This is a genomic window from Bifidobacterium asteroides, assembly GCF_009683175.1.
GTDB lineage: Bacteria > Actinomycetota > Actinomycetes > Actinomycetales > Bifidobacteriaceae > Bombiscardovia > Bombiscardovia asteroides_H.
Genome location: NZ_WKKW01000002.1, coordinates 289,569 through 306,643 on the forward strand (window position 1 = coordinate 289,569; position 17,075 = coordinate 306,643).

General features: G+C 62.9%; 14 protein-coding genes. 7 read left to right on the forward strand and 7 right to left on the reverse strand.

Going from position 1 to position 17,075, the window contains the following annotated elements:
• Positions 1-176 precede the first annotated feature (176 nt).
• From zwf to pgl, 3 genes are all read left to right on the forward strand, one after another.
• Positions 177-1,658, forward strand: a complete 1,482-nt coding sequence (gene zwf / locus GKC41_RS05200; protein WP_229281657.1) for a glucose-6-phosphate dehydrogenase — start codon at positions 177-179, stop codon at positions 1,656-1,658.
• A complete protein-coding gene (locus tag GKC41_RS05205; protein WP_154313268.1) occupies positions 1,655-2,662 on the forward strand; it encodes a glucose-6-phosphate dehydrogenase assembly protein OpcA in 1,008 nt (335 codons plus the stop codon). Before zwf ends, GKC41_RS05205 begins: the two co-directional genes overlap by 4 nt.
• 81 nt (positions 2,663-2,743) lie before the next feature.
• The gene (gene pgl, locus GKC41_RS05210) at positions 2,744-3,535 is read left to right on the forward strand and encodes a 6-phosphogluconolactonase (RefSeq protein WP_154313269.1); all 792 of its coding nucleotides are present in this window, start codon (positions 2,744-2,746) and stop codon (positions 3,533-3,535) included.
• 20 nt (positions 3,536-3,555) lie between these two features.
• On the opposite strand, the gene GKC41_RS08815 is transcribed toward pgl, so the two are convergent.
• Positions 3,556-4,341 carry a FadR/GntR family transcriptional regulator gene (locus tag GKC41_RS08815; protein ID WP_324612051.1) on the reverse strand — a complete coding sequence of 262 codons (786 nt, stop codon included), beginning with the start codon at positions 4,339-4,341 and terminating at the stop codon, positions 3,556-3,558.
• Positions 4,342-4,573: 232 nt separating this feature from the next.
• Here GKC41_RS08815 and GKC41_RS05220 point away from each other — a divergent pair, with 232 nt between their 5' ends.
• The 3 genes from GKC41_RS05220 to gnd are packed head-to-tail and all read left to right on the forward strand — an operon-like array spanning position 4,574 to position 7,699.
• Positions 4,574-6,019 (forward strand): GntP family permease, encoded by a 1,446-nt coding sequence (locus tag GKC41_RS05220; RefSeq protein WP_154313270.1) that lies wholly within the window; start codon positions 4,574-4,576, stop codon positions 6,017-6,019.
• Positions 6,020-6,055: 36 nt separating this feature from the next.
• Positions 6,056-6,733, forward strand: a complete 678-nt coding sequence (locus GKC41_RS05225; protein WP_154313271.1) for a gluconokinase — start codon at positions 6,056-6,058, stop codon at positions 6,731-6,733.
• Positions 6,734-6,742: 9 nt separating this feature from the next.
• On the forward strand, positions 6,743-7,699 hold the full coding sequence (gene gnd, locus GKC41_RS05230) for a phosphogluconate dehydrogenase (NAD(+)-dependent, decarboxylating) (protein ID WP_324612055.1): 957 nt from the start codon (positions 6,743-6,745) through the stop codon (positions 7,697-7,699).
• Here gnd and GKC41_RS05235 read toward each other — a convergent pair.
• From GKC41_RS05235 to GKC41_RS05250, 4 genes are all read right to left on the reverse strand, one after another.
• Positions 7,689-8,618 carry a family 43 glycosylhydrolase gene (locus GKC41_RS05235; protein WP_154313273.1) on the reverse strand — a complete coding sequence of 310 codons (930 nt, stop codon included), beginning with the start codon at positions 8,616-8,618 and terminating at the stop codon, positions 7,689-7,691. The two genes, gnd and GKC41_RS05235, sit on opposite strands and share 11 nt — an antisense overlap.
• An 83-nt stretch (positions 8,619-8,701) precedes the next feature.
• On the reverse strand, positions 8,702-9,559 hold the full coding sequence (locus GKC41_RS05240; RefSeq protein ID WP_154313274.1) for a carbohydrate ABC transporter permease: 858 nt from the start codon (positions 9,557-9,559) through the stop codon (positions 8,702-8,704).
• Complete coding sequence (locus GKC41_RS05245; RefSeq protein ID WP_195760177.1) at positions 9,556-10,485, reverse strand: carbohydrate ABC transporter permease; 930 nt, start codon at positions 10,483-10,485, stop codon at positions 9,556-9,558. Before GKC41_RS05245 ends, GKC41_RS05240 begins: the two co-directional genes overlap by 4 nt.
• Positions 10,486-10,498: 13 nt before the next feature.
• The gene (locus GKC41_RS05250; RefSeq protein ID WP_154313275.1) at positions 10,499-11,749 is read right to left on the reverse strand and encodes an ABC transporter substrate-binding protein; all 1,251 of its coding nucleotides are present in this window, start codon (positions 11,747-11,749) and stop codon (positions 10,499-10,501) included.
• 187 nt (positions 11,750-11,936) lie between these two features.
• Between GKC41_RS05250 and GKC41_RS05255 the strand changes: the two genes are divergently transcribed.
• The gene (locus tag GKC41_RS05255) at positions 11,937-12,971 is read left to right on the forward strand and encodes a LacI family DNA-binding transcriptional regulator (RefSeq protein ID WP_154313276.1); all 1,035 of its coding nucleotides are present in this window, start codon (positions 11,937-11,939) and stop codon (positions 12,969-12,971) included.
• 67 nt (positions 12,972-13,038) lie between these two features.
• Here the strand turns inward: GKC41_RS05255 and gndA are convergent, their stop codons facing one another.
• Complete coding sequence (gndA, locus tag GKC41_RS05260) at positions 13,039-14,505, reverse strand: NADP-dependent phosphogluconate dehydrogenase (RefSeq protein WP_154313277.1); 1,467 nt, start codon at positions 14,503-14,505, stop codon at positions 13,039-13,041.
• 112 nt (positions 14,506-14,617) lie between these two features.
• Complete coding sequence (locus GKC41_RS05265) at positions 14,618-16,939, reverse strand: KUP/HAK/KT family potassium transporter (RefSeq protein ID WP_154313278.1); 2,322 nt, start codon at positions 16,937-16,939, stop codon at positions 14,618-14,620.
• Positions 16,940-17,075 lie beyond the last annotated feature (136 nt).

Genomic DNA, 17,075 nt, shown 5'->3' on the forward strand with positions numbered 1-17,075 from the left:
CAACGAACCCCTCCCCTCTGCTGCCGACAGTAGACTGGTAGCCACAGTATTTCACGAGGAGCACTATGGACACTTCACCACTTGTGCGCTCCGCCGACCAAACCGCTCCCCCCGACAAGGACGGCGGTCGACAGGCGCCCTGGCACAACCCCCTGCTGGACCCGCGCGATCTGCGTATGCCGCGCATCGCAGGCCCCAGCTCATTGGTCATCTTCGGCGTCACCGGCGATCTGGCCAAGAAAAAGCTCTTGCCGGCCGTCTATGACCTGGCCAATCGGGGACTGTTGCCAGCCAGTTTCGGGCTGATCGGATTCGGACGGCGCGACTGGAGCGACCAGCAATTCGTCGCCTTTGCAGAGGAGAACGTCCGCGCCCACTGCCGAACCCCCTTCAACGGGTCCACCTGGCGGCATCTGAGCCAGGGCATGCGCTTCGTCAAGGGCAGCTTCGACGATGCCGAGGCCTTCCGCAACCTGTCGGCCACCGTCTCTGAACTGGACCGGGTCCGGGGCACCCGTGGCAACCATGCCTTCTACATGTCGGTACCGCCCAAGGCCTTCCCCCAGGTGGCCCGTCAGCTGGCCGAGTCGGGGCTCTCCCACTCCAAGGAAGGGGCCTGGCGCCGCGTCATCATCGAGAAGCCCTTCGGTCACGACCTGGCCTCGGCCAAGGAGCTTGACCGGGTGGTCTCCGAGGTCTTCGAGCCGGATTCGGTCTTCCGCATCGACCACTACCTGGGCAAGGAGACCGTGCAGAACATCCTGGCCCTGCGCTTTGCCAACATGATGTTCGAGCCCGTCTGGAACTCCAACTACGTCTCCCACGTACAGATCACCATGGCCGAGGACATGGGCATCGGCGGCAGGGCCGGCTACTACGACGGAATCGGAGCAGCCAGGGATGTCATCCAGAACCACCTGCTGCAGCTGATGGCCCTGACAGCCATGGAGGAGCCAGTTTCCTTCTCAGCGTCGGATCTGACGGCTGAGAAGACCAAAATCCTGTCCGCTGTCCGTCTTCCCAAGGATCTGGCGGCCCACACCGCCCGAGGCCAGTACACGGCCGGCTGGCAGGGATCCCAGCACGTGGTCGGTTACCTGGACGAGGACGGGATCGACCCCTCCTCGACCACCGAGACCTATGCGGCCATCAGGCTGGATGTTGACACCCGTCGCTGGGCCGGCGTCCCCTTCTACCTGCGCACAGGCAAGCGCCTGGGCAAGCGGGTCAGCGAAATCGCCATCGTCTTCAAGCGTGCCCCCCACCTGCCCTTCGAGGCCACAGCCACCCGGGAACTGGGCGCCAACGCCGTGGTTATCCGCGTACAGCCCGATGAGGGCGTGACCATGCGCTTCGGGGCCAAGACCCCTGGCTCAGCCATGGAAGTGCGCGACGTCAACATGGACTTCTCCTACGGGCGTTCCTTCACCGAGGCCTCCCCAGAGGCCTACGAGCGACTGATTCTGGACGTGCTCCTGGGAGACCCGCCCCTCTTCCCCACCACCGAAGAGGTCAATCTCTCCTGGAAGATCCTGGACCCCATCGAGGAGTTCTGGGCCGGACAGGGCCAACCCCAGCCCTACCGCGCCGGCACCTGGGGTCCGCGGGAGGCAGATCTGATGCTGGCCCGCGACGGATACCACTGGAGGATGCCATGATCGTCAGACTGAACAACACCACTACCTCCGCCATCGCTCGGGAGATCGACGAGCTCCACGTCGAACGCGGAGAGGCCGCCCAGGGAAGGGTACTGACCTTGGTCATCGTCACCGAGCAGGCCCATCTGGAGACGGCCTTGGAGACCGTAAACGCCGCAAGTCGTGAACACCCCTGCCGGGTGATCGCCATAGTGACTAATGCCGAAGACCGTCAGACCGAACAAGAAGCGGATCAGCCGACCACTGCGGCACAGTCCTCTGAAGACTGCGTCTCCTGCAAGAGCACCGACCATAACGGCGAGCGCACACTGGATGCCGAGATTCGCTTCGGCTCGGATGCTGGCGCCGGTGAGGTGGTGGTCCTGCGACCAGTGCGGGCCCTGCTGGACCATTCCGATGCTCTGGTCATCCCCCTCCTGGTGCCGGATGCCCCTCTGGTGGTTTGGTGGCCAACCAATCCACCCCTGGATCCCTCGCAGGATCCCATCGGGACCATGGCCGCCAGCAGAATCACCGATGCTATGGAGGCCGACGATCGCCAGGCCACCTTCGCCGGGCTGCTGGCCCATTCGCGCAATCAGGACGTGGACCTGTCCTGGACCAGGATCACCATCTGGCGAGCGCTGCTGACATCCATGGTGCAGCAGCCGCCCCACCTGCCCATCCGTTCAGTCAGGGTGACCGGCCAGGCCCACTACCTGCCATTGGAGCTGCTGGCTTCCTGGCTGGCCCTGAAATTGAAGGTGCCAGTCACTGTGGAGCGTGACCCGCAAGCCCAGGCTGTCACCGGTGTCTACTTCGAACGCCCTGACGGAGTCATGAGCATGGAGCGCCACCATGACGACCAGGCCCGGATCAACCAGCCTGGTCAAGCCCCACAAACCATCTCCATGCCCCTGCGCTCTGCCGTGGACTGCATGAGCGAGGAACTGGGTCGGCTGGATCCTGACGAGGTCTATCAGGATGTCATCCACACCGGCTGGGGAATGGTCGACCACCAGTAGGCGCTTCGTAGCGACTCAATTCATATGCAAACGCCCGGGTGTAGGCTGAGGCCAGCATCACCTGCATGCAAGGAGGATCAGATGACCGATCGTCGTACCGTGACCTATGCCACAACCAAGTTGCTCAACCAGGCTACAGCAGCCCGCATCCTGCTGGAGCTGGGAGACCTCCTGGCCCGTCAGGATCGGGCCGACCTGGCGCTGACCGGTGGCCGGGACGCGGCGGATGTCTACGCCCTGATGGGTGCTGATCCCCTGAGCCAGAGCGTGGACTGGAGCCGGGTCCACCTCTGGTGGAGCGATGAGCGGTTCGTGGGACTGGAAGACCCGGACCGCAACGACGAACAGGCACGGCGGGCCTGGTACGGCGCGCTGATTAATCAGGGGCTGCTGCCACAGGCCAATGTGCATCCCATGCCTGTGGACACCCGCAGCCCAGCCCAGGTTGAGGCCGCCGACCAGGAGGAGAACGAACGGGCCCTGACCCAGGCGGCAGCCACATATCAGCAGGAGATCATCGATCAGCTGGGCCCTGAGGGCCGGATGGATCTGGCGGTCTTTGGCGTGGGCCCCGACGGACACTATGCCTCCCTCTTCCCCGACCGCCCCGAGGTCAGGCTGCAGGATGACTCTCTGCTGGTGACGGGTGTCAGCAACTCCCCAAAGCTGCCCCCGCTCAGGGTCACCATGACCACGCCATTCATCCGCCGGACCCCCAAGGTCTGGCTCTTCACCTCAACTGCAGAGAAGGCCTCGGCCGTGGCTGCTGCCCTGGGAACCACAGACGATCCCCACGTCCCCTCCTCTTATGCCAGGGGGGCCCTGGAGACCCTCTGGCTACTGGACGCTGATGCCGCCTCGAAACTGAGCTGAGCCTTCTGTAGCAAGAGCCTCTACAGATCTCGGGACTCTGAAGATTCTTTTTCTGTAACAGGGACGGAATCTTCAGAGTCCTTTTTTGTCATTTGCTCGACAGCCCGATCGGACTCGTCGACGATCCACTCCATGGCATGCCGTGCCCCCTCTGCGTCGCCCCGACGTACCAGGGCAGCTATGTCGCCGTGCAGCCGCAGAGCCTTCTCATCGGCCTTCCTGGGCATGAGCTCATGCCGGGTCCGCCCAGACAGCACTGAGGCAATCACATCGCCCAGCGCCGCGAACATAGCGTTGCCCGATGCCTCAAGCAGGGTTCGATGGAAGGTTTCGTCAGCCTGAAGATAGTCCGGCCCATCGGCCCGGTCAGCGTTGGCGACCATATCAATGGCGGCCCGCGTCAACTTGGCCCATTGATCCTGATCAGCGCGGCTGGCCGCCAGCTGGGCAGCCATGGGCTCCACGCATGCCCTGAGTTCGGACAGCTCGTGCAGGGTCCGCCCCCGGTCAGGTCCGCGCAGCCTCCATTCGATCACCTGCGGATCATAGATATTCCAGAGTTGACAGTGGTTGACCGTGGCTCCGACCTTGCGTTTGACAGTGACCAGACCCATGGCCTCAAGAACCCTGGTGACCTCTCGGGTGACCGTGCGCGAAGGCCTCTGGCTGTCCAGGTCCGGTGCGGGCAGCCGGTCGCCCGGAGCGATTGCACCATCGACGATGGCCGCCCCCCACTGGTCCAGCAATCGATCATGCAGGGTGCCTTCTGCAGCCGCTTCGTCATCAGGTTTGCTCGCGCTTTCCACGAATTCCACTCTAGCAACCAGGCTCGTTCCCAACCGACTCGGAGGGGTCTGCAAACAATTAGAGACTTAACACTGCCCTCAGCATGCCATCTTCCAATCCGTCCCAGTTTCGTGTAAGATATTGTCTGTTAAGGCATACTTAATATCACACTATCGATATTACGTAATGCAAAAATAAGAGCCGAGAAGCCGCCGAAGCCGAACGGTTCACATCCTCAGAGAAGAGGCAGCAATGCTTTTAGCGTCGCAACCGACAGCCGAAGGGTTCCTGACCCTTGCGGCGAGTCAGGCCGTATCCCTGAACACCACCCGATTGGGCATCAGCCTGGTGCTCAGCCTGGCGGTGCTCATCTTCCTGGTCACTGTCGTCAAACTTCATCCCTTTGTCTCCCTGCTGGGTGCCGCCCTGGTCGTCGGCATCGGTTCCGGCTATGGTCCCGTAGCCACCCTGACCAGCTTCACTGGCGAGTTCGGCAACACCATGGGCTCCGTGGGCATTCTGATCGGCTTGGGAGCCATGATCGGCAAGGTCCTCATGGACACCGGAGCCACTGACCAGGTGGTCAACACCCTGGTGGCCAAGTCCAAGCCCGCCACCATCCCTTGGATCATGGCTCTGATCGGCGCCCTGATCGGCCTGCCCATGTTCTTCGAGGTCGGCCTGGTCATTCTGGTCCCGGTCATCATTCTGGTGGCCCGCCGTACCAAGCTCCCCCTGATGCGGGTGGCCATCCCCACCCTGGCAGGCCTGTCCATCATGCACGCCTGTGTGCCTCCCCACCCTGGTCCCCTGGCGGCCCTGAGCCAGTTCAAGCAGACCGGCAATGTGGGCATGACCATGATGTTCGGTATCCCCTTCGCCCTCATCACCCTGGTCGTCGTGGGCCCGGCCTTCTCCCGGCTGGCTTCCCGCTGGGTGCCCATTCAGGCTCCGGCTGATTTCGTGGCCAAAAGCGAGCAGGCCGGCAAGGAAGAGACCCGGCTGCCATCCTTCGCCCTCTCGGTCTGCTGCATCCTGCTGCCGGCAGTCCTCATGCTGCTGACCTCCATCTTCGAAATCGCCATTCCCGGGTTCAAGGACCGCACGGACGGACTGGCACAGACCATCAACTTCATCGGCAACCCGGTCATGGCCCTGGCCATAGCGCTGATTGTCTCCATGCTGGTCCTCAAGGCGGCCTCGGGCATCTCCTGGAAGACCGTCAATGACTCCCTGGGAGCCTCGCTGCCCGCAGTGGCAGGCATCCTGCTGATCGTGGGCGCAGGCGGCGGCTTCAAGGGCGTACTGGTCTCCACCGGCATCGGCAAGATCATCGGCACCTTTGTGGAGAACTCCAACATCTCCATCTTCCTGCTGGGCTGGGTCATCGCCGTCTTTGTGCGCATCGCCACAGGATCGGCCACCGTCTCCATCCTGACCACGGCCGGCATCCTCAGCAACGCCATGACCATGATGCATGCGGGCTCCATGGCAACCACACTCCTGGTCATCGCCATCGGCGCCGGCTCCATCTTCCTCTCCCACCTCAACGACGCTGGCTTCTGGCTGATCAAGGAGTACTTCGGCCTGAGTGTCGGCGAGACCCTGAAGACCTGGTCGGTTCTGGAATGCCTGCTGTCGGTAGTGGTCCTGGTCCTGGTCATGATCGCCAGCATCTTTGTGCCCATCACCGCCTGAGCGTCATTGCCGGATCACTTTTCAGAAAGGTTGCACATGATCGACACATCGTTGAAGAACTCCGACGCCTTGAGCGCAGAGGATCACCCGGAGCCCAAGGTCCCCGCGGCAGTGGACAACACGGTTCCCCCGAACTACTTCCAAGGCCGCACGCCGATTCTGGTCATCATGGGGGTCTCCGGCTGCGGCAAGACCACCATGAACGAGCACCTGGGCAACAAGCTGGGCTGGGACATGGCCGAGGCCGACGACTTCCATCCCCAGGCCAACATCGACAAGATGGCCCGTGGCATCCCCCTGAACGACGAGGACCGATGGCCCTGGCTGGACAGCATCCATGATTGGATCGAGGACCACATACGCCGTGGAGTGCCCGGAACCGTCACCTGCTCGGCCCTGAAGCGGATCTATCGTGACCGGCTGCGGATGCCTGGGGTGGTCTTCATCCACCTGAGCGGGGACTACGACTCCATCATGGAACGGCTCTCCAAGCGGAAGGGCCACTTCATGAAACCGCAGATGCTGCGCTCCCAGTTCGATGACCTGGAGCCCCTGGGACCGGACGAGGTCCACCTGACCATCGACGTGGGTCTGCGCATGTCCCCTGAGATCGAGGCCGAAGAGGTCATCGACACCCTGGGCCTGCAGTGCGATGTCAAGGCGCACACCGCCCAGGTTCAGGCCGAGCGCGCCCGGCAGGCAGCCCGCCAGTAGCACCGACAAATCGGCCCGACCGCGGCCGATCAGCAACCATCGCGGTCAACTTCACACTGTTGCAGTCAAGGGAGAGGAACTGACACTATGAAGATTGGCATGATTGGCCTGGGACGCATGGGCAAGAACATGGCGGACCGCCTGCGCACCGGCGGCCACCAGGTGGTCGGCTACGACATCGCTCCGGACTCGGGCAGGGATGTTGACAGCCTTGGGGCCCTGGTCCAGGCCCTCGAGGCCCCCCGGGTGATCTGGGTCATGGTTCCGGCCGGCAAGCCCATCGAGTCCACTCTCGATCAGCTGGGCGAGCTGATGGAGCGGGGCGATCTGGTCGTGGATGGAGGCAACACCCGCTTCACCCAGGATCAGGAGCACGCCCAAGCCCTGGCTGCCAAGGGCATAGGCCTGGTGGACGTGGGCACCTCCAACGGCATCTGGGGCAAAGAGAAGGGCTACGCTCTTATGGTCGGCGGATCGGACCAGGATGTGGCCCGGATCCAGCCCATCCTGGACACCCTGAAGCCCGAGGGTGACTACGGTCTGGTCCACGCGGGAGGCACCGGCGCAGGCCACTATGCCAAGATGGTCCACAACGGCATCGAGTATGGGATGATGCAGGCCCTGGCAGAGGGGTACGCGGTTCTGGAGGCCTCCGACCTGATCAAGGAGCCTGGCGAAGTGGTGGAGTCCTGGCGTAAGGGCTCGGTCATCCAGTCCTGGCTGCTGGACCTGCTGGCCCAGGCCCTGAAGGAGGACCCGCACCTGAGCGGGATCGCCGGCGAGGCCGATGAGACCGGCGAGACCAAGTGGATGATTGCGGACGCCCTGGAGCTGGGGGTGCCCACACCCGCCATCACCTCGGCCCTCTACGCCCGTCAGTCCTCCAAGATCGAGGACCCCATGACCATGAAGGTGGTCTCCGCCCTGCGCAGCGCCTTCGGCGGCCACCCCATCGTCAGGGAGTGACCCGGTCCCGAGCCGGGTACCAGTAGGATCCCACCTGCGGACGGACCTGGACCATGGCACCGTCATCAGCGAAATCCAAGGGGGCAAAGACGATTTCGCGATGGCAGCCGTCGCCTTGGCCGTCCCTGGCGAACCTGTGGTAGGCCACAATCCAGTCATCCCGGCCCGGCACGCGGGTGATGCAGTGGTGCCCCGTGGCCAGGATCCCCTTGGCACGATCGGCCTGGATCAGGACCTCGGGTGCGGCCCAAGGCCCGTCCAGCGATGGCGCACTGGACCAGCGGATCCGGTAGCTCGGATCCCTGGTGTCGTTCTCCGACCAGGAGGCATAGTAGGTGTCTCCCCGTCGACAGACAGTGATGGCTTCGCGGAAGTTGTCGGGCACGGCGGAGCGCACTGAGCCTTCTTCCAGACGCAGGCCGTCCGGGCTCAGCCGCCCCATGTAGGCACGGCCATTGCCCCAGAGCAGATAGGGCGCATCGTCGTCATCCACAAAGACCGAAGGATCGATGGGCAGGCAGTCGTAGTCCCCCCGGGCGATGAAAGGCCCCTGGGCCGCCCGGAAGGGGCCGGTTGGACCGGGAGCGACGGCCTGGCCGATCTGCCCGTCGGCCACAAAATACAGGATGCAGCGTCCCTGGCGCACCAACAGGCAGGGAGCCCAGGCGCCCTGTCCCCCATGCCACCAGGGAACCTGGTCCAGGTCCAGGATTTTTCTGCGGGTCCAGTGGCACAGGTCCCCGGATTCATAAACGTAGAAGGCATGCGAGGACCATTCAGGCAGACCGTCCTCGGTGCAGTAGAGGTACCAGCGGTCCCCGATCATGACCAGATCCGGGTCCGCGCAGTAGCGATGCAGGGGGTTACTCGCCAAGCCGGTCCCCTCCGACCCTTGATGTGCGTTTGCGATTTCCTCCATGGACTTTGACTCCGATCCTTCATGAATGCGGCGGCCGGAACCTCCGACCGCCGCCATTGACTACGACCTTCCGACTAGCCGCCTTACCCCTTGACCGCGCCGGCAACCAGCCCGGAGACGATCCACTTCTGGCAGAAGATGAAGAAGACGAAGACCGGGATTAGGGCCAGGACCGTGATGGTCATGAAGCTGGGCCAATCAGTGGTGAACTGGCCGACTGCGTTGTAGACCTGCAGAACGATGGTGCGCAGGTTGGAGCTGCTGATGAAGACGTTGGCCGTCATGAAGTCGTTCCAGGTCGACATGGTCTGGAAGACCACCACCGTGGTCAGGATGGGCCTGATCAGCGGCAGCACGATGTTCCAGAAGATCCTTAGGGGACCGGCCCCGTCGATCCTGGCGGCCTCGATGACCTCGAAGGGCAGGGACTGCATGTAGCCCACAATCAGGAAGTAGCAGAAGACCGCCCCGCCCAGGTACATGACGATCAGGCCCAGGAGCGTGTTGACCAACCCCACGCTGGACTCCATCCGGTAGAGGGGAATCAGGGTGGACTGGGTGGGAATGACGAAGGCGATCATGAGGATCACCCCTATGACCGAGGTGAAGATCGACTTGCGCAGAATCATCCCATAGGCGGCCAGGGCTCCGATCAGCACCTGGAAGAGGACGCCGAAGAAGGTGACGATCAGGGTGTTGACCAGGCTGCGGACGATAGGCACCGTAGCGAAGGCCCGCGTGTAGTTGCGCAGCGTCCACTGCTTGGGCAGACCCAGCGGATTGGTGGCCATGTCGGGGACGGTCTTGAAGGTGTTGATCAGGATGTACCAGAGGGGCACAGCGCAGATCAGGGCGATGATCAGCACCACCACGCTCCTGACCACCGAACGCCGCCGTTCCCGCTGGCTCAGTGTCAGAGTCGAGTTCTTGCTGCTGCTCATTGGAACCTCCTGGAAATCAGGCTGGCGGCGCCCATCTGAGCGAAGACCACCAGGGCCGTGGCCACGGTGAACAGGACCGCCAGGGCCGAACCCAGCCCGTACTGGGACTGGCCGATGCCCTGCTGAATGATGGACTGGGTCACCGTATAGGTGGAGTACCCGGGGCCGCCCTTGGTCATGGTGTAGGGCAGGTCGTAGACCTTGAGGCCTCCTGACATGAGCAGGAAGCTGGAGGTGACGATGCCCGGAATCAGCTGGGGCAGGGTGATGTGGACGAACTGCTGGCGTCTGGTGGCCCCGTCCACCGTGGCCTGCTCATAGAGGTCTCCGGGAATGGACTGCAGGAAGGCCAGGTAGAGTGTGGCATGCCAGCCGATCTGCGCCCAGACCGCGATGAAGATGACACAGCACCGGGCCAGGGTCGAATTGGACAGCCAGGGCACCGGTCCCAGGCCGAAGACGCCCAGGATGGTGTTGAAGACACCTGACTTCATGGGCGAGAAGATGTACTTCCAGACCATGCCCATGATGGCCAGCGAAGGCACGCTGAAGAAGAAGAATAGGGAACGGGCGAAGTTGCGGCCCCAGAACTTCCGGTTCAGGGTGACGGCCAGGGGGATGGCGAAGATGGTCACCAGAACCGTCTGGGCCACGGCATACAGGATGGTGAACACCAGACCCTGCATGGTCGAGGAATCGGTGAACACGCTGTGATAGTTCTTCCAGCCCACATAGTGCATGTTCAGGCTGTAGCCGTTGAAGTCGGTCACCGAGTAGATGATGGTCTGCACCAGCGGCACCGCGAAGAGGATGACGAAGACGGCCAGGATGGGCAGGAGGAACCAGAAAGAGGTCAGATCCTGCCGCAGGCCGACCATGCGCCGCCGATGGGCGTTGGCACGTTCTGCCGAGGATTGGGAAGCCATGTTCCAGCCCTTCCTACTTGACCGAGGCCATCTTGTCGTCAATGGCCTTGGCCCACTGATCCAGATTGATGGACCCCTGCACCAGCTGCTGGGTCTCGGACTGGCGGACCGTGGTCAGCACATCAGGCTTGGCATAGAAGTTCATCAACAGGAAGTAATGGCCCGGCTGCACGTTGGCTCGATAGACCTGCTCGTACTCGGGCTTGACCTTGGCCTTGAACCCCTGGACGGTGATGGCATCCCCGTTGTCGGCCGAACGCTGCAGGGCCCAGTGGCTGTCCATGAAGGTCAGGAACTTCCGGGCGGCCTTGAGCTTGTCGCCCTTGAGATGGGAGTAGATGGCGTAGGCAGGCGATGGCGATCCCTGGGCGTAATTGACCATGCCCTTCTCCATGAGCGGCATGGGGGCCATGCCATACTTGAGCCCGGCCTGGCCAATGGATGGCAGATCCCAGGGGCCGGTGCAGATCATGGCCACCTGGCCATTGATGAACTGGGTCTTCATGTCGTCGCCGCTGATGCCGACCGTATCCCGGGTGACCAGGCCCTGGTCGTAGAGCTTCATCCAGGCCGCAGCCGCCTCGCGTTGGTCGCTGCCGGGCTTTTGGGGGCGACGGTCGATCAGACTGGTCACATCGACCTTGTCCCTGTCGAACTGCGAGCCCATGAAGGCATCGGGAATCCTGCTGGGGCCATCGGCGATGGTCTCCAGGAAGGGCGTGACCCCGGCGGCCTTGAGCTTCTTGCACAGCTGCAGGAACCCGTCCCAGGTCTCCGGAACCTCCTTGGCGCCAGCCTTGGCCAGCAGGTCCTTGTTGTAGACGATGCCGGAGGCCCAGGAGGACACGGACATACCGTAGACCTTGCCCTCATGACTGACGAAGTCCTTGTTGGCCTGGGAGATGTTGCGCATGAAGGGCTCGTTGGTCAGGTCCCGCACGTAGCCGTTCTTGATCAGGTCAGCCTTGTTCTCGGAGGTGATGATGAACACATCCGGGGCCTGGTTGCCGACCAGTCGGGTCTGCAGGGTCTGGATGTACTCGGGGGTCGGCGGCGAGTAGCTGAAGTCCACCTTGATCCCCGGGTTCTGTTGCTCGAATTGGTCGATGTATGGCCTCATGACCTGTTCGTTGTTCCATGACAGGAAGGTCAGCGTGGTCTTGGACCCGTCAGCGCCACCAGCCCCGCAGGCACCCATGGCCGACACCAACACGCCGACCCCCAACGCCGCAGCTATGCCCTTCCATGCTCGCTTCAGCTTCATGACTCCTCCTTGCAATCAATCCTCTGAACTTCCTTCCGGGCTGTTCAACGTCGAGACCCGGGAATTGACACGATTCAACTGCTGTCACAATATGGTATAGCACGTTGATTGAATCGTGTCAATTACATTCCGATAAGGCCACCCAGGTGCCTAAGATAATGGCTGAACCCCGGGAAAGGTGCGAGAGATGGTGACGATGAGCGACGTGGCCAAGGAGGCGCAGGTCTCTCGGGCCACTGCCTCCTATGCCCTTCGAGGCGATACCCGCATAGCGGATGACACCAGGCGCAGGGTCCTGCTTGCCGCCCACAAGCTCCGCTACTCGGCCAATCTGTCGGCCAGAAGCCTGCGCTCAGGCAAGAGCGGCATCATCGGCGTGGCCATCTTCGAGCTGGATAAGCCCTACCCTGCGCAGATGAGTGCGGCCATCTCCCGGCAGATCAACGCCCACGGCATGCAGGCCATCATCCAGCAGACCTCCAACTCCAAACAGGACGAGGTCTCCATCCTGCGGCATGTGACCAGCCAGCTCTGCGACGGCACCATCTTCAGTCCAGGCAGCATTACCAATGAGGAGATGCAGGAGCTGGCCGATGGCAAGCCTCTGGTCCTGCTGGACGACCCCTCAGCCGAGCCGGTCTTCGACTCGGTCATGACGGCCGGTTTCGAGGGAGCCGCCATGGCCGTGCAGCACCTGCTGGACTGTGGATGCCGACGAATAGGCGTGGTGGGTGCCGACATGGCGGCCAGCACCGATCCGGTCCAACGGCACTCAGTCCGTGGCCGTAGGGTGGCAGGCTGCCTGAAGACCCTGAAGGCCGCCGGAATCGAGGCCCGGCGCGAAGACTTCCTGCCCCTGGATCGCTGGGACGGGGAATTGGCCCATGACCTGGGCCATCATTTGGCAGAGACGTCCGACCTGCCCTTTGACGGCATCTTCTGCATGACCGACTCCCTGGCCCTGGGCCTGATCCGAGGACTGCACGAATGCGGCGTGGAGGTTCCCCGGGACCTGGCCGTCATGGGATTCGACGGCATCCAGGAGGGAGAGTCCTATATACCTTCGCTGACCACCATCAGCACCGACAAGGAGGACCTGGCCCGCAAGGCGGTGGATGCCCTCCTGGCCCGCCTACAAGGCGACGACGATGATCGCCCTCCAACCCGGACGATTGCCGACTGCCGGCTGGTGGTCCGGGAATCCACAGCCAAGATCCACTGACAGGATGACAAAATGCCCGCCCAACCGACTTGTGGTTGGGCGGGCCCTTGTGGTTTTGGCGACAGGTTCAGTCCTGCTTGATCTCGGACTTGTCCTCGGCCCAGAGGGTGTGGAAGGCGCCTGGCTGATCCACGCGCCCATAGGTGTGGGCGCCGAAGAGGTCGCGCTGCCCCTGGATCAGGGCGGCGGGGAGCCTATCTGAACGCAGCCCGTCGTAGTAGGACAGGGAGCTGGCGAAGACGGGGATGGGGATGCCGGCCTGGGTGGCACGGGCCACAACACGCCGCCAGGAGTCCTGGGCCTGCTCGACCGCCTGCTTGAAGAAGGGGTCGAAGAGCAGGGAGCCCGGCTCACGGCCGGAGGCGTAAGCATCGGAGATCCGGTTCAGGAACTTGGCCCGGATGATGCAGCCGCCGCGCCAGATGCGGGCGATGGCACCCATGTCCAGCTTCCAACCATAGACCTGTGCGCCCTCCTGCATCTCGTTGAATCCCTGGGCATAGGCCACGATCTTGGAGGCGTAGAGAGCCTGGCGGATGTCCTCGATGAAGGACTTGCGGGCCTCGGGGTCGGAAGCCAGATCAGCCATGACGGCCTTGGGCTGTGGACCCTTCAGACCCTCCTGGGCCGCCTGGTTGCGCAACTCCGGTGAAGAGGAAAGTCCCCGGGCGAAGACGGCCTCGCCGATGCCGGTCACGGGCACGGCAAGGTCCAGCGCGGTCTGCACGGTCCAGGTGCCGGTGCCCTTCATGCCGGCCTGGTCGGTGACGATGTCGATGAAGGGCTTGCCTGTGGTGGCATCGGTGTGATGGAGCACCTCGGCGGTGATCTGCACCAGGTAGGAGTTCAGATCCCCCTGGTTCCACTCCTCGAAGACCTGGGCGATGGCCTCAGGCTCCATGCCCAGGCCCCGGCGCATCAGGTCATAGGACTCGGCAATCACCTGCATATCGGCATACTCAATGCCGTTGTGGACCATCTTGACGAAGTGGCCCGCCCCATCGGTGCCGATGTGGGTGACGCAGGGTTCACCATCGACCTTGGCTGCGATGGACTCCAGGATGGGCCCCAGGGTCTTCCAGGACTCATCGGTCCCACCGGGCATCATGGAGGGTCCCAAGAGGGCGCCCTGCTCACCGCCTGAGACGCCACAGCCCACGAAGTGCAGCCCACGGGCCCTAATGGCCTTTTCACGGCGGATGGTGTCCTTGAAGTAGGCGTTGCCGGCATCCACGATGATGTCACCCGGCTCCATGAGGTCGGCCAGATCATTGATCATCTGGTCGGTGGGATCCCCGGCCTTGACCATGATGATGGCCGTGCGGGGCTTGGTCAGCGAGGCCACGAACTCCTGCAGGGTCTTGGCCGGAACGAAGTGGCCCTCCTGGCCATGATCGTGGATCAGGGTCTCGGTACGCGAATAGTGGCGGTTGTAGACCGCTACGGTATTGCCGTGCCGTGCCAGGTTCCTGGACAGGCTGGCACCCATGGCGGCCAGACCCACGACTCCGATATTGGCTTGAGCTTGTGTCATCACATCACCTTTCGACGGTAGCCCGGAAAGGCCGGGCACCAGGTTCCATGCCGTCAATTCTATGGCCCGGACCCGATTTGAGCCAGACTCCATAGGGTGAGATTCCACTCACTCAGCCCTTGTGATGCTTGCCGCCCTTGATCTTTCGGGATGGCAGGACCACGCGCGTCAGCTTGGGAACCGCCCGCGTGGAGACGAACAGGGGCTGCACTTCCACGATGGGGTTGTAGGGAGCCAGGCCGAACCACTTGATCGGCGAGCCCGCCACCTTGCGGATGGCGTACTTGACCTTCAGCGAGAAGGCGCCTCGGGAGTCGATCTTGGACTCGGGCATCAGGGCCTTGTGGACCAGCACATAGGTGACTGTACCGATCTGAGGGTCCTCGTCCACCTTGGGGTAGATGGAGGGCTGCTTGGGCAGCTCGCCGCTGTCGATCAGCTCGTGCATGATCTGGTGCAGGTAGGTGGCCACATTCTGGTCCACCTTGAAGCCAAGCCTCATGCGCACACGGAAGAGGTAGTTGGTGCCGAAGTTCTCCACCGAGTACTTGCGGGTGTAGGGGGCGTCCGTGGTCTGGACCGAGACGGCCCACCAGGCCCGGGCCCGCTTGGGTCGGTTGGCGAAGATGGAGAAGAAGATGTCGGTGTCCAGCCGCCGCATCTCCGCGTCCGAGGTCAGATAGACCAGGTTGTCCGCATAGTAAGGGACGCGGAAGTCGTTGTGGAGCATCTCCAGGGCGGGCAGGCACTCCTTGGCCGTCATATGCCGCCGCTGCGAGCGCTCCACCTTGGTGCCCACATCCCAGGTGTACATGATGTAGAGGATGGCCGCAGTCAGCAGCATGGTGAACCAGCCGCCGTGCATGAACTTGGCCATTGAGGCCATGAAGAAGAGGATCTGGATGGCCAGGAAGACCAAGGCGAAGAGCAGGGAGAGCGCCCGCTTGCCGTCGTGCCAGATATAGTCGGCCAGCAGGACGGTTGTGGTAATCATGGTCACCGTCAGGGCCAATCCGTAGGCGGCCGAGATGTGTTCGGAATCCTTGAAGATGGCCAGCACCGTCAGCGTGGCCGCGCACAGGACCCAGTTGATGGTGGGGATGTAGAGCTGGCCGCGGGTACGCGCCGGGTAGCGCACCTGCAGGTGGGGCATCCAGTTGAGGCCGGTGGCCTCCGAGACCATGGTGAAGGCGCCCGTTATCAGGGCCTGCGAGGCGATGACGCCGGCCGTCACCGACAGGAGGACCGCCACGTAACGCACGGTGGTGGGCATCATCTGGAAGAAGGGGTTGAGCCCATCCACACCCTGCAGGGCCTTATTGTCGCTGTTACGCAGGATCCAGGCCCCCTGGCCGAAGTAGTTGAAGACCAGGGCGATGTTGATGAAAGGCCAGGTGGCGTAGATGTTGCCGCGGCCCACGTGGCCCATATCGGAATAGAGAGCCTCGGCTCCCGTGGTCGACAGGAAGACCGTGCCCATGATGGTCAGACCCACCGGATTCTGCGGGCTGAAGAGGAAGCGAATCCCGTAGACCGGATTCAGCGCCTCGAAGATGGACCAGTCGTCGCCTATGCAGTAGATGCCGATCAGGGCCAGGAAGGCGAACCAGACCATGACCACGCTGCCGAAGACCTTGCCGATCCGCTCGGTTCCGCGCGACTGGACCGCAAACAGGATCAGGATGATCACGAAGGTGATGACCATGGTCAGATTTCCGTTTTCACGGAAGATCGGAGTCAGCACAGGGATGGTCTTGAGGCCTTCGACTGCAGAGGATATGGAGACCGCAGGGGTCAACACAGAATCAGCCAGGAAGGCTGCGCCGCCGACCATGGCCGGGATGGCCAGCCATTTGCCGTAGTGCCGGACCAGGGTGTACAGGGCGAAGATGCCGCCCTCGCCCTTGTTGTCGATGCGCATGGCCACCAGGACGTATTTGACCGTGGTAATCAGCGTGATGGACCAGAAGACCAGGGAGAGCATGCCCAGCACGGCCGCCCTGTCCACACTGGCCATACCGCCCTGCCCGGCCACGAAGGCCTGCATGGTGTATAGGGGCGAGGTGCCGATGTCGCCGTAGACCACCCCTAGGGCCACGATGCACATGCCCAGACTGATCCTGTCAGGTGAGGACTGCACCCGCCGCCACCAGCGGCCCAGAGGACCCTTCGGCGGGGTTCGGCGACGCTGGGCCGCCCGCTGGGCCTCGCGCCGGACACGCTTGAGCTCGTTCTCTTCCTCCCGGGTGCGGGATTTGGCCGAAATCTTTGGTGCCTTGGTAAAGCTCTCCGGGGGAAGTATCGATTCTTTCGTCAACCGACCCTTACGGGAGGCCGCCGTCGGCTTCGCCGCTTTTTCACCGGATAACCGGGGTGGTTCGTCAGCGCCCCTGCCATCATCCTGAGCCGCCAACTCATGCCGCTCATCCGCCATAGAGCCCTCCATCGGCCAATGCCTTCACTCATCTACTTCCGGGTGCCGTATGTTGCTGTTTGCGCACACGTGCGACGACAACCGTAGCACTCTCCCCCCACACTTGGCAGGGGCGATTCAGACCGCGACACACCAT

Excerpts from the sequence above, each read along its gene's own strand:
- zwf (WP_229281657.1), top strand. The coding sequence starts at position 177 with ATGCCGCGCATCGCAGGCCCCAGCTCATTGGTCATCTTCGGCGTCACC.
- GKC41_RS05205 (WP_154313268.1), top strand. The coding sequence starts at position 1,655 with ATGATCGTCAGACTGAACAACACCACTACCTCCGCCATCGCTCGGGAG.
- pgl (WP_154313269.1), top strand. The coding sequence starts at position 2,744 with ATGACCGATCGTCGTACCGTGACCTATGCCACAACCAAGTTGCTCAAC.
- GKC41_RS05220 (WP_154313270.1), top strand. The coding sequence starts at position 4,574 with ATGCTTTTAGCGTCGCAACCGACAGCCGAAGGGTTCCTGACCCTTGCG.
- GKC41_RS05225 (WP_154313271.1), top strand. The coding sequence starts at position 6,056 with ATGATCGACACATCGTTGAAGAACTCCGACGCCTTGAGCGCAGAGGAT.
- GKC41_RS05235 (WP_154313273.1), bottom strand. The coding sequence starts at position 8,618 with ATGGAGGAAATCGCAAACGCACATCAAGGGTCGGAGGGGACCGGCTTG.
- GKC41_RS05240 (WP_154313274.1), bottom strand. The coding sequence starts at position 9,559 with ATGAGCAGCAGCAAGAACTCGACTCTGACACTGAGCCAGCGGGAACGG.
- GKC41_RS05245 (WP_195760177.1), bottom strand. The coding sequence starts at position 10,485 with ATGGCTTCCCAATCCTCGGCAGAACGTGCCAACGCCCATCGGCGGCGC.
- GKC41_RS05250 (WP_154313275.1), bottom strand. The coding sequence starts at position 11,749 with ATGAAGCTGAAGCGAGCATGGAAGGGCATAGCTGCGGCGTTGGGGGTC.
- GKC41_RS05255 (WP_154313276.1), top strand. The coding sequence starts at position 11,937 with ATGGTGACGATGAGCGACGTGGCCAAGGAGGCGCAGGTCTCTCGGGCC.
- gndA (WP_154313277.1), bottom strand. The coding sequence starts at position 14,505 with ATGACACAAGCTCAAGCCAATATCGGAGTCGTGGGTCTGGCCGCCATG.
- GKC41_RS05265 (WP_154313278.1), bottom strand. The coding sequence starts at position 16,939 with ATGGCGGATGAGCGGCATGAGTTGGCGGCTCAGGATGATGGCAGGGGC.